Here is a 15,008-nt window from a genome sequence, read left to right as displayed (position 1 = left end):
CACCATGCGCCGCGCCTTGATCGTCGTAGATGTGCAGAACGACTTCTGCGAGGGGGGCAGCCTCGCGGTGGCCGGGGGTGCGGACGTGGCCGCCGCCATCACGGAGCTGATCGGCCAGGCGGCCGGCACCGGGTACCGGCACGTGGTGGCCACCCGCGACCACCACATCGCGCCCGGCGGCCACTTCGCCGACAACCCCGACTTCGTCCACTCCTGGCCCGCGCACTGCGTCGCGGGCACGGAGGGCGTGGGCTTCCACCCGAACTTCGCCCCCGCCGTCGCCTCCGGCGCGGTCGACGCGGTCTTCGACAAGGGCGCCTACTCGGCGGCCTACAGCGGCTTCGAGGGCACCGACGAGAACGGCGTCCCTCTCGCCGACTGGCTCCGCACCCGCCACATCGACGAGGTCGACGTGGTCGGCATAGCCACGGACCACTGCGTACGGGCCACCGCCCTGGACGCCGCGAGGGAGGGCTTCCGCACCCAGGTGCTGCTGGACCTCACGGCGGGGGTGGCCCCGCAGACGACGGAGCGGGCCCTGGAGGAGCTGCGGGAGGCGGGAGTGGAACTCACCGGTAAGCCCGTGGTCAGCGGCCAGTAGTCACTGCACCACCGCCGACCTGCGAAGCAACGCCCGGATCGGGTGCCACAGCTCGTTCACCATGACACCGTTGTCGGCCGGTGCCGTGCGCCATATCAGGCCGTCCGGGTGGTGCAGGACTGCCGTGATCTCGTCCGGGGTCGGCGGTGCGGCGTTCCCCCGGAGGTAGATCGCACGCAGGCCCAGATTGCGGAGCCTGGTCAGGGCCCTGGCCCGGTTCTGGGCGTGCACCAGAACCCGGACCCCGGCGGTGCCGTAGGGCAGGTTCAGTGCCACCACGACCGTGCCGTTCGGCAGTTTGCAGAAGCCTCCAGCGGCCATGCGGTCACATCCCCGTTTCGGTCGGTGTCAATAAGCGGTCCACAGGACGCACCTAAACACGATCGGCGGCAACCCGCCAAGGGGTTGCCGCCGATACGCCTCTGACCTGCGGTAACGCGGACTACTTCACCGCGGGGCCGACCTTGAGCAAGATCGTCGAGCCGTCCTTGGCCTCCCTGACGATCGTGATCTTGGTGTTGGTGTCAGTGACCTTCACGCCCCCGGTGGGGTTGGCCGGGTCGTAGTACGTGCCGGTGTGGTCGTTGAAGACCGACACGCCCTTCGACGCCTTGATCACCGTCGCGACGTCCGCCTTGTGCAGCGTGATGCCGTCGGTGCCGTACAGGCTGAACGGGGAGTCGTAGGCCTGCATGCGGTTGCGCATCAGCGTGCCGTCGGCCCACTTCATCGCCGTCGGGTGCGAGTCGACCGGCAGGATCAGACCGGTGCCCGGGTGGTCCTTGGCGTTGGTGTTGTTGTCCGCCTGGGAGGTGTCCCACTTCCAGATCAACAGGCCGTTCTGGTACGGGTAGTGCTCCACCCAGCCGGGGCGCTGGGTCGAACCGAAGTTGTACGGGCCGACCTTGAGCGTCTTGTCGTACGACACGTACTGCCGGTTCTCGGCGATGTAGTACTGCTTGTAGTCCTTGGTGAAGGACGCGCCGATGCGCGAGAAGCCGTTCGCCGTCCAAGCCGGGTCCTGGGTCTCGGCGTTGTCCGAGAAGAGCGCGGTGCCGTCGGCGGTCACGCCGATCCGGTCGGCCGCGAAGCCGTTCTCCGCGACACCGCCGTCGGTGGCGTAGCGGAAACGCAGGTCGATCTTCTTGCCCGCGTAGGCGTCGAGGGGGAACGACAGCTTCTTGTGCGTCTGCGAGAAGCCGGTCAGCGCCGGCTTGCCGCTGGCGTCACGCGGGATGGCCTGGCCGTCCGCCGTGCCGTCCAGAGCGGTCCAGTTGGCCCCGCCGTCGGTCGACACCTCGGTGTAGACGTAGTCGAAGCCGTCCTCGGTGGCCCACCAGCCGTCCAGGTCCAGCTTCGCCGACGACTTGCCGGTGAGGTCCACGGACCGGGTCAGCGTGTTGTTCAGGTCGTTGCCACTGCCGCTCCACCACTGGGCCTTGCCCTCGGCCGGCTCGGTGATCGTGGTGGTGACCGCCTTGTCGGGCAGGTTGACCACGAGGGCCTGCTTGTTCCAGGTGTTGTACTCGGCGACGCCCAGCTTGTGGGTGGACTGGGCGCCGGCCTTGGCGGTGTCGTAGTTCAGCCAGCCCAGCTGCAGCTTGTCCCAGGCGTTCATGTCGCCGGGCAGGTTGCCGATGGACTCCTTGCCGGTGCCGAGCCAGGAGCCGGAGGACATCAGGGTCCAGAAGCCGGTGGAGTTGTCACCGCCGTCGGTGTCGTACTCGTCCGGCAGGCCGAGGTCGTGGCCGTACTCGTGGGCGAAGACACCCAGGCCGCCGTTCTCCGGCTGGATGGTGTAGTCGCCGACCCAGACACCGGTGTCGCCGACCTGCGCACCGCCGAGCTTGTTGTTCACGGGACCGGTCGAGCCCTTGTCGGTACCGAAGGCGTACCAGCGGTGGGCCCAGATCGCGTCCTTGCCCTGGGCTCCGCCGCCCGCGGACTCGTCCTCACCGGCGTGCACGATCTGGAAGTGGTCGACGTAACCGTCCGGCTCGTTGAAGTTGCCGTCGTGGTCGTAGTCGTAGCGGTCCCACTGGTCGTACTGGGCGAGGTCCTTCCTGATGTCGGCGTCGGACTTGCCGGCCGCCTTCTGCTGGGCCACCCAGGCGTTCAGGCCGTCGCTGACGACGTTCCACACGCTGGGGCAGTTGGTCTGGCCGCAGGCGTTGTTGCCGTAGCGGGCCTCGTTGTAGGGGACCTTGACCCAGTCCGAGACCTCGCCGTCGACCGAGTAGCGGCCCGAGGACTGCTTCTCGTAGTACTTCTTCAGCGACTCGGTCTTGTTGCCGGTGCCGAAGTAGAGGTCCTGGTAGTGCTTCCGGTCGTAGTCCTTCTGCCAGGCCGTCGAGTTGTCCTTCTTGCGGTCCGGCGCGGCGATCTTGTTGTGCAGCGGGCCGGGCGTGCCGCCGAACTTGGGGTCGGTCTTGTCCCCGAACTCCACCAGGATGGTGAAGATCTTGTCGGTCTTCTCACGGCTGAGCTCGACGTACTTGCTCTTGCCCTTGCGGCTCTTGAGCGCCACGACCTTGGAGCCGTTGCGGTCCTGCGCCTTGGCCTTGCCCGACACGAGCTGGTTCAGCGCCTCCTGGCGCTGGGCTTCCTGGGTCTTGCTCAGCGGGCCGTCCAGGTCGTGTGCCCGCTGGTGCACCGGGGCCGGGTCGTGCCGGTTGGCGGCAGCGGACCGGGCCTGGGTGCTCGCCTCCGCGACGGCGAAGGTGGCGAACGTGGCGGAGGCCGCCGCGAGCGTCACCCCGATCGCGACAGCTCTGAACGTCCAGGATCTGCTGGTCACTTGAGTTCCTCCCCCGCGCCGCGCACACGGACAGGGGGTTCCTGGTCATGGAGGGATCCGTGCGCGCAAGATCAACGCGTGTAATCAAGTGCCGTAATTTGACTAGAGGTTTAGAAGAAAAGACAGTCCTTGACTTGTGCAGGCCAAGTGCACTATGCGGATGCGGTGTCCGCTTTACGAACCTGCTCGCGGCCTATGCCTCCACCCCATGACTCCGTGCGCCCCCCGTGCACCCCGTACCGTGGGTTAGGTCACGCTTACCAGGCACCCCGTTCGGGCATGCACGCGAAGAGAGTCGAACGGCACGCCTCAGCCCCCGAAGTCTTCCTAGGACACGATTGCCATGCCTCGTCCGACTGCCGCACAGCTCATATACGGCTCCTGCACCGTGGTCTTCTCGACGCTCGCCATGCTGCTGCTGTCCCAGACGGGTTCGGGCCTCGGGATCACCGTCATCGCCCTCGCGGCGCTGGCCCTCGGACTGCTCGTGGCGATGACGGTACCCCTGCCGCCGGTCCGTACGGCCGAGACGGCGGCCGGATCCACCGAGCCCGCACCCCAGGAACAGCCGGTGTCCACAGCACTGTGAACGGCGGCGCACACGAAAGCGGCGGGCCCGTGTTCCCACGGGCCCGCCGCTTTCGCATGGCCGCCCATAACATCTCCGGCCACCCCTCACACATCGCTCAACGGGTGCTGACCACCACCGTCTTGGCCGCCTTGTCGTGCAGGCCCTGTTTGTACGGTTTGTCGAAGAAGCTCCAGCCGCCGGAGATCGCCGTCCAGACACAGGCGCAGCAGAAGGCGAACGGCAGCCACAGGACCAGGGCGCGGATCAGGTTGGTCTGCACCGAAGGGGTGGCGCCGTCGTCCAGGTTCGCCACCCGCATGCCCAGCCACTGCTTGCCGAGGGTCTGGCCGTACTTGGTCATCATGAACGTGTCGTAGGCGATGTACAGGACGGCCGCGACGACGGACTGCGCGACGGACCGGCCGACCTCGATGTGATCGTCGTTGACCTGGTACTCACGCACACCGAACGCCCAGGTCAGCAGCCAGAAGACGATCCCCACGAGGATCATGTCGATGATCCGCGCCAGCGTCCGCCTGCCGCTGTCGGCGAGCGGGGGCATACCGGCCAGCGGGTCGGCGGGGTAACCGCCGGCCCCGTAACCCCCATGGGGGCCACCGCCGTAGGGAGGGGGCTGGGCACCGTCGTACGGGGGCGGCGGCTGGCTGCCGTACGGGGGCGGGGGCTCGCCGCTTCCGTACGGGGGCGGCTGGCCGCCGCCCGGGGGCTGCCCGCCGCCGCCCGGTGGCGGGGGCTGCTGGGCGCCGCCGTACGGCGAGCCCGGCCCCTGCCCCTGGTCCGACGGGGGCCGCTTCCTGAACGGGTCGTCCTCGGGGGGCTGCTCTCCGGAGTCGGGGGGCGGTTCGCTGCTCATGGCCCGAGTGGACCGCGAAAGCGCCCATTTCGCATCCGGCGGGCGGCCGTACGGGGGAGGCGCGGCCGGCCACCGGCGCCGTTCCGTCAGCCGGCGACGAAGGTGTGGGCCGCCTTGTCGTGCCAGCACTGGTGCCAGGGCCGGTCGAACAGGCACCACAGCACGCCCACGATCCCGATCCCGAGGAGCCCGGGCACGCTGTAGACCAGCCAGCGGCGCAGTGCCCGGCCGAAGGCCGGGGGCTCGTGCGCCTCGATGTCCCGCACCTCGATGCCCAGCAGCTTCTTGCCGAGGGTGCGGCCCCACTTGGCGGTCGGCAGCACCTCGTAGACGACACCGAAGAGCAGCAGGACGGCGAGGACGATGCCGAGGCTGGTGGCGGTCGTGCCGTCGAGCAGCCAGACGGTGACCTCGTGGCCGGACAGCCTGGCCGCGTCGATCTTCTCCTGGACGTGGTCGGCGGCCTGGATGCCGAGCGGCACGGCAGCGGCGGCCGTCACCGCGCCCAGCACCAGGCCGTCGATCAGCCGGGCGGCGAACCGCTTGCCGAGTCCGGCGGGGCGGGCGGCGGCCTGGCGGCGCGCGGCCGCCTGGAAGGGGTCCTCCACCGGCGGCTTCCACGGCGCCACCGGCTGCTCGTCACCGCCACCGGCCAGCTGGTGCACCTGCTGGGCCCAGGACGCCTGACCGCCACCGGGCCCGCTGGTCAGCGGGGTGGCCGGGGTGCCGCCCTGCGCCGGCACCGAGGACGCCACGGCCGCCTGGGCAGGCTGGGCCTGCGGTGCCTGCGTGGCGGCGCGGGCGGCGGCGGCCTTGCCGGCCCCGAAGCCGGGGCCTGCGGCCGGGGAGGCGGGGTTCGGGGAGGACGCGGCGGAGGGCGGGGTGGGCGCGCCGACGGGGCCCTGCGGGCCGAAGCCGCCGGAGACACCGGGCGTACCGGCCGCTCCCGGCCCCACGCCCGAACCCGCCGCTGCGGATCCGCCGGGCACCGCGCCGGAGCCGGCGGCCTGCCCGCCGCTGCCGGGGCCCTGGCCCGGCTGGGCCGGACCCGGTGCGCCGAAGCCGGAACCAGGCCCGGCCTCGGCACCGGAGGCCGGGGCGGAGGGGGAGCCGGGAGCGCCGAAGCCCGCGCCCTGCGCCGGAACGTGCGGGCCGAAGCCACCGGGCGCCGCGGAGGAACCCGCCGCACCCGCCCCGGAGCCCGCCGGCCCCGCACCGGACCCGTCGGCGGCCGCCGCTCCCGAGCCGGACGCGGGCGCGCCGAAGCCGGGGCCCTGGGCCGCGCCGTGCGGGCCGAAGCCGGAGCCCGCGCCGGCCTCCGGGCCGGAGGCGGGCTGCGCGCCCCGCCGGCCCTGACCGGGTACCGGACGGAACGTCATCGTGCCGTCGTCCCTGACGGCCGCGGGCCCCGGGACCGGCCGGCGGAAGATGAAGGTGCCGCCGGGGTCCTGGCCGTCGCCCTCCCCCGACGGGACCGAGGCCGTGCCGTCGGGGCGGCCGGCCGGGCCGGCCGGCCCGGCCGAGCCCTCCGCGGGCACCCGCGGGTCGGTACCCCAGGCGGTACGCCCGTCGCCGTCCCCCGCGGAACCGAACGGCCCCGCGGACCGGCCGGCGCCACCGGCAGCGGGCTGCCCGGCAGCCCGGCCGCCCGCGCCCGGCCGCCCCGCCGTGTCCTGTTCGGCGTACCCGGCACGGCCCGTGCCGCCGCGGCCGTCGGCCGCCCATGCGCCGGCCCCGTCCTGCCCGGTGGGCGTCGGCTCCGGGTCCTCGTCGAAGAAGTGCGGGCCCGTCTCCTCCACCGCCGCGGGCGCGGCGCGGACGCCGGGCGGCGGGGCGAGCGGTTCGCCGTCCTTCGGCGCCGGCCGGCTGGTGCCGGGCACCCAGGAGGCGCCGTTCCAGTACCGGACGTATCCGGGGATGGACGGGTCCGGGTAGTAGCCCTCGCGGGGCCTGTCGTCACCTGGGGCCGGGGTTGGGGCGCTCATGTCCTTCGTCCCGTATCTGCTCGGGGGTGGGATGGGGGCCTCCACATCTATCAGACCGGGGCAGCCCTCAGCGCCAGTCCCGCCGGACCCACTCCTTTCCGGGCAACGCCGTACCGGACTCCCACAGGTCCGCGAAAAAATTTTCCCCGTACCCGCGTAATGGCCCGGCCCCAGCCCTCTCTCCCCTGGCACGGGCCCGTTCCGAGCGGTCCCGAAAGGCGCAGACGAGGAAAGGAACGCAGGTCATGGAGCACATCGTGGTGGAGCGGGAGCTGGAGCTGAGGCTCATCCTGTCGCCGGAGCGCAGCATCCCGGTGCCGGCCCGGCTGGGCTACCGCTCCGAGGATCCGTACGCCGTCCGCATCGCCTTCCACATCAACTCCGACTGCCCCGTCAACTGGACCTTCGCCCGCGATCTGCTGGTGGAAGGGGTGTTCCGGCCGTGCGGGCAGGGGGACGTGCGGGTGTGGCCGGCGAAGGTCGACGGACGCAGTGTCGTGCTGATGGCGCTCAGCTCGCCGGACGGGGACGCGCTGCTGGAGGCACCGGTCCCGCAGGTGTCGGCCTGGCTGGAGCGGACGCTGACGGCGGTGCCGCCGGGGACGGAGGGCGGGCAGCTGGGCATCGACGACGCGCTCGACCAGCTGCTCGCCCAGTGAGCCGCCGTACGGGCCGTACGGCGGCGGGGTCACAGGACCTTGCCCGGGTTGAGGATGCCCAGCGGGTCGAAGGCGTGCTTCACGGCGCGCTGCATCTCGATCCCGACCGGGCCGATCTCCCGGGCCAGCCACTCCTTCTTCAGCACGCCGACACCGTGTTCGCCGGTGATGGTCCCGCCCAGCTCCAGGCCGAGGGCCATGATCTCGTCGAAGGACTCGCGGGCCCGGCGGGACTCGTCGGCGTCCTGGGCGTCGAAGCAGACGGTCGGGTGGGTGTTGCCGTCGCCGGCGTGTGCGCAGACGCCGATGGTCAGGTCGTACTTGGCGGCGATCCGCTCGACGCCCTCGAGCATCGCGCCGAGCCGCGAGCGGGGCACGCACACGTCGTCGATCATCGTCGTGCCCTTGACCGCCTCCAGCGCGGTCAGCGAGAGCCGCCGGGCCTGCAGCAGCAGCTCGGACTCGGCCGCGTCCTCGGCGGGCACGACCCCGGTGGCGCCCGCGGCCTCGCACAGCGCGCCGACGGCGGCGAGGTCGGCGGCGGGGCGCGGGGTGTCGAAGGCGGCCAGCAGCAGCGCCTCGGTGGTCTCCGGGAGGCCCATGTGGGCGAGGTCGTTGACGGCCTTGACGGTCGTACGGTCCATCAGTTCGAGGAGGGAGGGCACGTGACCGCCCTCCATGATCCGGCAGACGGCGTCGCACGCGGCGGCCGCGGAGGGGAACTCGGCGGCCAGTACCAGTTGCTGCGGCGGCTTGGGCCGCAGGGCGAGGACGGCGCGGACGACGATGCCGAGCGAGCCCTCGGAGCCGACGAACAGGCGGGTGAGGTCGTACCCCGCCACTCCCTTCGCCGTACGGCGGCCCGTGGTCAGCAGGCGGCCGTCGGCGAGGACGACGTCCAGGCCGAGGACGTACTCGGCGGTGACGCCGTACTTGACGCAGCACAGGCCGCCCGAGCCCGTGCCGATGTTGCCGCCGATGGTGCACATCTCCCAGCTGGAGGGGTCCGGCGGGTAGTACAGGCCGAGGTCCTCGACCGCGCGGGACAGGGCCGCGTTGATCACTCCCGGCTCGACGACGGCGATCCGGTCGACGGGGCTGATCTCCAGGATGCGGTCCATCCGGGTGAGGGACAGCACGATGCAGCCGTCGGTGGCGTTGGCCGCACCGGACAGGCCGGAGCGGGCGCCCTGCGGGACCACCGGGACGCGCAGCTCGGTGGCGGTGCGCATGACGTGCTGGACCTGCTCGACGGTGCGCGGCAGCACGACGACGGCCGGGGCTCCGGCCGGGCAGAAGCTCGCCATGTCGTTGGCGTAGGAGGCGGTGACGTCGGGGTCGGTCAGGACGGCTTCGGGGGGCAGGCCGGCCAGGAGCCGGTCGGTGAGGTCGCTGGTTGCCACGGTGTCCTCATCGTGACGCGCTTCGATACGGCTCATGATCAAAGGGTCGCACCCACGGCCATCGGTGTGAACCCCGGCCGCCCTCCGGTTGGTCCACTCGGATGTGATCGTCGTATTGACGCACAGTGAGCGCCATGGACAACCGAGTGTGTGTGCCGGGTGCGTCCCTGCCGGGGGAGCCGCCGCCGCGCCGCTCCCGGCGGTGGCGGCGCCGGGTGCTGGTCACCGCGCTGGCGGGCGGGGTCGCCGTGGGGGCGGTGCTGACGCTGCTGCCCGAGGAGCGCCCGCACGGGGCGGGCCGGCCGCCCGCCGCCGGTCCCGAGGCCCAGGCGCGGGCGGCGCGGGCACTGACGGCGGTGACCTCGGGGCTGCCGGCCGCGCTGCCGCAGCTGGGGGCGCTGATCGGGCAGCAGGAGCAGCGGGTGCGGGCGCAGCCCCGGGACGCGCGGGCGTGGGCCGTGCTGGGGTCCGCGTATGTGGCGCGGGCGCGCCGGACGGCCGACCCGGCGGACTACCCGCGGGCCGAGCAGGCGCTGCAGACGTCCCTGCGGGTGCGGGGGGCGCGGAACACCGAGGCGCTGGACGGGCTGACCGCGCTTGCGCTGGCGCGCCGGGACTTTCCGGCGGCGAAACGGTACGGCGAGCAGGCTCTGAGGGCGGCGCCGAAACGGTGGACGGCGTACCCGCCGCTGATCGACGCCTACACCGGGCTCGGCGACTACAAGAACGCCCGCGCGACGCTCGACAAGCTGCTGGGGCTGCGCACCGGCGCGGCGGCCCGGCCCGCGGTGATGGCGCGGGCCTCGGCGGTGTACCGGGACCGGGGGTGGCGCGAGGACGCGGTGGCCCAGCTGACCGACGCGGCGTCCGCCGCCGGCGCCCCGGCCGAGCAGGCCGCCTATCTGACCGGGCTCGGGCAGCTGGCCTGGGAGCGCGGGGACCTGCCGGACGCGCTGCGGCACTTCGAGGCGGCCGTACGCCTCGATCCCGACCAGGGGCCGGGGCTGACCGGGCGGGGCCGGGTGCTGGCGGCGCTGGGCCGCACCACCGAGGCGTACGCGGCGTACCGGACGGCGCTCGCCCGGCATCCGAGTCCGCAGGGCGCCTGTGAGCTGGGCGAGCTGTACGAGGCGCACGGTATGGGGGCGCAGGCCCGGGAGCAGTACGACCGGGTGAAGGAGCTGGTGCGGCGCCAGATGGCGGCCGGGGTCGACGAGGAGCTGCTGATCGGGCAGTTCGAGGCGGACCACGGGGACCCGCAGGAGGCCGTGGAGCGGTTGCAGCAGGAGTGGGAGCGCCAGCCGGGGATCGAGGTGGCCGACGCGCTCGGCTGGGCGCTGCACGAGGCGGGCGACGACGAGGAGGCGCTGACCTACGCCACCACCGCGACGGACCCGACGAAGGGCGGCGGGGTGCGCAGCGCCCTGTACGCCTTCCACCGGGGCCTGATCGAGCTGGAGCTGGACGAGCGGGCTCTCGCCCGCCGGCACCTGCAGGAGGCGCTGCGGTTCAACCCGTACTTCTCCCCGCTGCGGGTACCGGTGGCGCAGGAGGCGCTGCGGGCGCTGGGCGACGTACCGGACGAGCCGCCGCCCAGCGCCTAGGGACCGCCGTTCGCAGGCCCTGCCGTTACAGGTTGCCCCGCTTGGCCTGCTCGCGTTCGATCGCCTCGAACAGGGCCTTGAAATTGCCCTTGCCGAAGCCCATCGAGCCGTGCCGTTCGATGATCTCGAAGAAGACGGTCGGCCGGTCCTGGATCGGCTTGGTGAAGATCTGCAGCAGGTAGCCGTCCTCGTCGCGGTCGGCGAGGATCTTCAGCTCGCGCAGGGTGTCGATGGGGACGCGGGTGTCGCCGACCCACTCGCCGAGGGTGTCGTAGTAGGAGTCGGGGGTGTCGAGGAACTCGACGCCGGCCGCGCGCATGGTGCGGACCGTCTGCACGATGTCGTTGGTGTTCAGCGCGATGTGCTGGACGCCGGCGCCGCCGTAGAACTCCAGGTACTCGTCGATCTGGGACTTCTTCTTGGCGATCGCGGGCTCGTTGATCGGGAACTTCACCTTCAGGGTGCCGTCCGCGACGACCTTCGACATCAGCGCGCTGTACTCGGTGGCGATGTCGTCGCCCACGAACTCCTTCATGTTCGTGAAGCCCATGACCTTGTTGTAGAAGCCCACCCACTCGTTCATCCTGCCGAGTTCGACGTTGCCCACGCAGTGGTCGATGGCTTGGAAGGTGCGCTTGGCGGGCGGTTCGACCATCGGCTTGGCGGCGACGTAACCGGGCAGGTAGGGGCCGTCGTAGCCGGAGCGGTCCACCAGGGTGTGGCGGGTCTCGCCGTAGGTGGCGATGGCGGCGAGGACGACGGTGCCGTGCTCGTCCTTCATCTCGTACGGCTCGGCGACGCTCTTCGCGCCGTGCTCGATCGCGTAGGCGTACGCGGCGCGGGCGTCCGGGACCTCGATGGCGAGGTCGATGACGCCGTCGCCGTGCTCCGCCACGTGCCGGGCGAGGAAGCGGCCCCAGTCGGTGCCCGGCTTGATCACCGAGGTGAACACGAAGCGGGCGGAGCCGTTCTCGAGCACGTAACTGGCGGTCTCGCGGCTGCCGTTCTCCGGTCCGGAGTACGCGACCAGCTGCATGCCGAAGGCGGTGGAGTAGTAGTGCGCCGCCTGCTTGGCGTTGCCCACGGCGAAGACGACCGCGTCCATTCCCTTGACCGGGAAGGGGTCGGCCTGCCGTGCGGTGTCGGGGGTGTGGTGTGTGGTCTGCGTCATGCGGGAAGGGTGGCCCCGCTCTGCAAGGTGCGCAATAGTTGGCGTATTCGCTGGGCAATCTGTTCAGCGGTACGGCCGTGTCGGCGGACTTTCTGTGCAGGATGACCATCCCTGGGGGTGCCGTGGCGATCGATCATCTGGACGGGCGGATCATCGTGCTCCTCGCCCGGGAGCCGCGCATCGGCGTGCTGGAGATGTCCCGGCGGCTGGGGGTCGCCCGCGGGACCGTGCAGGCCCGCCTCGACCGGCTCCAGTCGAACGGGGTCGTCCGGGGATTCGGTCCGCAGGTGGACCCGGCGGCCCTCGGCTACCCGGTGACGGCCTTCGCCACACTGCAGATCCGGCAGGGCCAGGGGCCCGATGTGCGCGCGCACCTGGCGACCGTGCCGGAGGTGCTGGAACTGCTGACGACCACGGGCAGCGGGGACATGCTGTGCCGGCTGGTGGCCCGCTCGAACGCCGATCTGCAACGGGTGATCGACCGGGTCGTCGGCTTCGAGGGCATCGTCCGCGCCTCCACGACGATCGTCATGGAGAACCCCGTCCCGCTGCGGATCATCCCCCTGGTGGAACAGGCCGCGGCGGAGGGCCGGGACAGGGCCTAGCAGCTCGGGACCGAGCCCTTGGCCTTCGCCAGGGACACCAGGGAGGTCACCGCGCCCTTCAGCGTGGTGACCGGGACCAGCCTGAGGCCCTTGGGCAGTTCCGCCTTGGCGTCGGCGCACTCGTCCTTCGGCACCAGGAAGACGGTCGCCCCGTCCCGCCGGGCGGCCTGCATCTTCAGGGCCACCCCGCCGACCGCGCCGACCTTGCCGGCGGCGTCGATCGTGCCCGTACCGGCGACGGTGCGGCCACCCGTGAGGTCGCCGCCGCTGCCGTCGCCGTCCAGCTTGTCGATGATCCCCAGGGTGAACAGCAGTCCCGCGCTCGGACCGCCCACGTCGGCGAGCCTCAGCGTGACCTTGACCTTGTCGGCGCTCAGCCCGAGGTACTTCAGTGCCGCCGCGGTCGCCGCGTCCTGCGACTGCCGCATCTGCGCCTCGTTGTGCTTCTCGATCTCCTTGACCGTGTCCCCGCTCGGGTAGACGGCGTCGTGCGGCATCACGGCCCGGTCGGAGCGGAACCAGTTCCCGACCACGTCACCGAGGGTCACGACGGTGTCGGGGCCGGTCGCCACGATCGTCACCATCCGCAGCTGCCCGCCGGTCCTGCGGACCGGTGCGCCGGAGACGGTGATCACCTCCGTGCCCTTGTTCTTGCCGAGCACGTTCGCCGTCATCCCCGGCTGCGCCACCGAGAACGGCAGCGGCGCGAACGCCGCCGTGGCCAGCAGGGCCACGAGGGGCAGCGCGCAGACGGCTACGGCCTGGGAACGCGTGAGACGAGAGAGCACGGGATCAATCTAACGCGACCACCGCCCGTGCCTGGTGCCGCGTACGGGTCCGCCGCTATACCGCGTACAGGTCCCGCCGCTCCACGGTGCGGCGGCGCAGCACCTCCGGGAGGGGCGCGACGCCGATCCCGGGGGTGGCCGGCACCGGGAGGTGGCCGTCCTGAAGGACGAACGGCTCGGTGATGTCCTCGGCGAAGTAACGGGAGGAGGCGGAGGTGTCCCCGGGGAGGGTGAAGCCGGGGAGGGCGGCCAGGGCCAGGTTCGGGGCACGGCCGATGCCCGTCTCCAGCATGCCGCCGCACCACACCGGGACCCCGTGCGCGTGCGCCACGTCGTGGACCCTGCGGGCCTCGGGATAGCCGCCGACCCGGGCGGGCTTGACGTTCACCACCCGGCAGGCGTCCAGTGCGATCGCGGAGGCGGTGTCACGCGCGCCGTGCAGGGACTCGTCCAGGCAGACCGGCGTCCGCAGCCGCTGCTGCAGCCGGGCGTGGGCGTGCAGGTTGTTCTCCTCCAGCGGCTCCTCGATCAGCAGCAGCTCGAACTCGTCCAGCCGCCGCAGATGCTCGGCGTCCGCGAGGGTGTACGCGGTGTTGGCGTCGACCTGGACGGGGAGGGCGTCGCCGAAGCGGTCGCGGACCGCGCGGACCGGCTCGACGTCCCAGCCGGGCTCTATCTTCAGCTTGATACGGACGTAGCCCTCGGCGAGGTAGCGCTCGACGTCGTCCAGCAGCTCCGGGACCGAGTTCTTGATGCCGACGGAGACCCCGGCGGGCACCCGGTCCCGTACCGCCCCGAGGTAGGTCGCCAGCGGCATCCCGTACGACCGCAGCTCCGCGTCCAGGAGCGCCGTCTCCAGAGCGGCCTTCGCCAGCTCGTGGCCCTTGATCTTCGCCAGGGCGGGGGCGAGCGCGGCGGTGGTGAGGTGCGGGAGGGCGGCCACGCGCGGGATCAGGAAGTCGCGCAGCACGATCTCGGCACCGGCGACGAACTCCGGGCAGTACAGCGGTTCGGGGTCGGCGGCGAACTCGGACCAGCCCTCGGCGGTGTCCGTGACGGCCCGCAGGAGGAAGGTGTCCTTCGTCGTCATCGTCCCGAAGGACGTGCGGAAGGGCGTGACCAGCGGGATCGCCACGTGCACGATCTCGACGCGTTCCAGCTTCATGCCGCCGTCTCCTTGCGGGTGAGGGTGTACCAGCCGTCGCGGGACATGCCGGTGGCCAGGAACCCCTCCGTGAAGGCGTCCAGGAACACGTCACGCACCGCGTGCCGCCAGCGCAGCGCCAGTGCCGGGTCGGCGGCGCGCAGCTTCACGATGTCGTCCGGAACCCGGCACCACACGTGCCGGCCGGCGGGGTCCCGGCGGACGAGGGGGTCGCCGTCGGGGGCCCTTCGGACGACCGGGCCGTGGGCCCCCACCTGGTACGGGGCACCGGGCACCGCCAGATCCCAGGTCACCGTCAGCCGGTCGCTCTCGTCGCCGTCGTTCACTCCGTCGGTCATCGGGCCGTAGAAGTCGACCAGGTACTCCGTGCCGACGGCACCCAGCTTGACCAGGTTGAAGCGGGCGTTGCGGCCGACCAGCGGGTCGAAGGTCCAGCGCATGGTGCGCGCCCCGAGACCGGCCGCCCAGTCGCGCTGGGCCAGCTTCACGGCGTGCCCGAGTCCCCGGTCGGCGGCGGCCACCAGCGAGTAGGTGCTGCGCTCGGGGCCGAGGACGGCGACGGACGCACCGGCGAGCCGCTGCCCGTCGTGGGCGGCGTGGACCGCGCCGCCGGCGTGCACCAGGCTGTGCAGGACCTCGGCCGGGTAGGGCGGTGCGGTGCGGGGTGTCCGCCAGACGTCGCTGAAGTAGTCGGCCACGGCCGCGAGGCGGGCGACGTCCTGGACGGTGCGGATGGTGACTCCTGCTGTCATGGCACGAGTCTCGAAGGAGCCGGCCGCGCATGT

General features: G+C 72.1%; 14 protein-coding genes. 5 read left to right on the top strand and 9 right to left on the bottom strand.

Translation table 11 applies throughout. The annotated features are described in order from the left end of the window. The first annotated feature begins 4 nt into the window (after positions 1-4). A complete protein-coding gene (locus ACWC94_RS29570) occupies positions 5-601 on the top strand; it encodes a nicotinamidase (protein ID WP_450800243.1) in 597 nt (198 codons plus the stop codon). On the opposite strand, the gene ACWC94_RS29565 is transcribed toward ACWC94_RS29570, so the two are convergent. Further along, positions 602-922: a hypothetical protein gene (locus tag ACWC94_RS29565; protein ID WP_363213913.1), complete on the bottom strand. Its 321-nt coding sequence runs from the start codon at positions 920-922 to the stop codon at positions 602-604. It lies immediately after the preceding gene. A gap of 121 nt (positions 923-1,043) precedes the next feature. Next, on the bottom strand, positions 1,044-3,398 hold the full coding sequence (locus ACWC94_RS29560; RefSeq protein WP_450800242.1) for an immune inhibitor A domain-containing protein: 2,355 nt from the start codon (positions 3,396-3,398) through the stop codon (positions 1,044-1,046). Between the two features lie 343 nt (positions 3,399-3,741). On the opposite strand from ACWC94_RS29560, the gene ACWC94_RS29555 reads away from it, so the two are divergent. After that, entirely contained in the window at positions 3,742-3,987 is a 246-nt protein-coding gene (locus tag ACWC94_RS29555; RefSeq protein WP_450800241.1) for a hypothetical protein, read from the top strand. A gap of 97 nt (positions 3,988-4,084) precedes the next feature. On the opposite strand, the gene ACWC94_RS29550 is transcribed toward ACWC94_RS29555, so the two are convergent. Both ACWC94_RS29550 and ACWC94_RS29545 read right to left on the bottom strand, forming a co-directional pair. After that, positions 4,085-4,843, bottom strand: a complete 759-nt coding sequence (locus ACWC94_RS29550; RefSeq protein WP_450800240.1) for an RDD family protein — start codon at positions 4,841-4,843, stop codon at positions 4,085-4,087. Between the two features lie 86 nt (positions 4,844-4,929). Continuing rightward, positions 4,930-6,828 carry an RDD family protein gene (locus ACWC94_RS29545; protein WP_450800239.1) on the bottom strand — a complete coding sequence of 633 codons (1,899 nt, stop codon included), beginning with the start codon at positions 6,826-6,828 and terminating at the stop codon, positions 4,930-4,932. Between the two features lie 245 nt (positions 6,829-7,073). On the opposite strand from ACWC94_RS29545, the gene ACWC94_RS29540 reads away from it, so the two are divergent. Beyond that, positions 7,074-7,487, top strand: a complete 414-nt coding sequence (locus ACWC94_RS29540) for an SsgA family sporulation/cell division regulator (RefSeq protein WP_450800238.1) — start codon at positions 7,074-7,076, stop codon at positions 7,485-7,487. A gap of 29 nt (positions 7,488-7,516) precedes the next feature. On the opposite strand, the gene ACWC94_RS29535 is transcribed toward ACWC94_RS29540, so the two are convergent. Beyond that, positions 7,517-8,932, bottom strand: a complete 1,416-nt coding sequence (locus ACWC94_RS29535) for an FAD-binding oxidoreductase (RefSeq protein WP_450800237.1) — start codon at positions 8,930-8,932, stop codon at positions 7,517-7,519. A gap of 92 nt (positions 8,933-9,024) precedes the next feature. Here ACWC94_RS29535 and ACWC94_RS29530 point away from each other — a divergent pair, with 92 nt between their 5' ends. Beyond that, positions 9,025-10,494, top strand: coding sequence for a tetratricopeptide repeat protein (locus ACWC94_RS29530; RefSeq protein ID WP_450800236.1), 1,470 nt, complete (start codon positions 9,025-9,027; stop codon positions 10,492-10,494). 25 nt (positions 10,495-10,519) lie between these two features. Here ACWC94_RS29530 and hppD read toward each other — a convergent pair whose 3' ends face one another. Next, entirely contained in the window at positions 10,520-11,665 is a 1,146-nt protein-coding gene (gene hppD / locus ACWC94_RS29525; protein WP_450800235.1) for a 4-hydroxyphenylpyruvate dioxygenase, read from the bottom strand. Between the two features lie 122 nt (positions 11,666-11,787). On the opposite strand from hppD, the gene ACWC94_RS29520 reads away from it, so the two are divergent. Beyond that, a complete protein-coding gene (locus ACWC94_RS29520) occupies positions 11,788-12,270 on the top strand; it encodes an Lrp/AsnC family transcriptional regulator (RefSeq protein ID WP_450800269.1) in 483 nt (160 codons plus the stop codon). Here the strand turns inward: ACWC94_RS29520 and ACWC94_RS29515 are convergent. From ACWC94_RS29515 to ACWC94_RS29505, 3 genes are read right to left on the bottom strand one after another with little or no spacing between them, the layout of a single operon-like run. Then, on the bottom strand, positions 12,267-13,058 hold the full coding sequence (locus ACWC94_RS29515; protein ID WP_450800233.1) for a S16 family serine protease: 792 nt from the start codon (positions 13,056-13,058) through the stop codon (positions 12,267-12,269). The genes ACWC94_RS29520 and ACWC94_RS29515 overlap by 4 nt on opposite strands. A gap of 55 nt (positions 13,059-13,113) precedes the next feature. After that, positions 13,114-14,223, bottom strand: coding sequence for an o-succinylbenzoate synthase (gene menC, locus ACWC94_RS29510; RefSeq protein WP_450800231.1), 1,110 nt, complete (start codon positions 14,221-14,223; stop codon positions 13,114-13,116). Further along, positions 14,220-14,975: a chorismate synthase gene (locus ACWC94_RS29505; RefSeq protein ID WP_450800229.1), complete on the bottom strand. Its 756-nt coding sequence runs from the start codon at positions 14,973-14,975 to the stop codon at positions 14,220-14,222. Before ACWC94_RS29505 ends, menC begins: the two co-directional genes overlap by 4 nt. Positions 14,976-15,008: the final 33 nt, after the last annotated feature.

The organism is Streptomyces sp. NPDC001135, from assembly GCF_053598395.1.
Note: the sequence above shows the minus strand (reverse complement) of the source record. Positions and strands in the feature narration are given on the sequence as shown.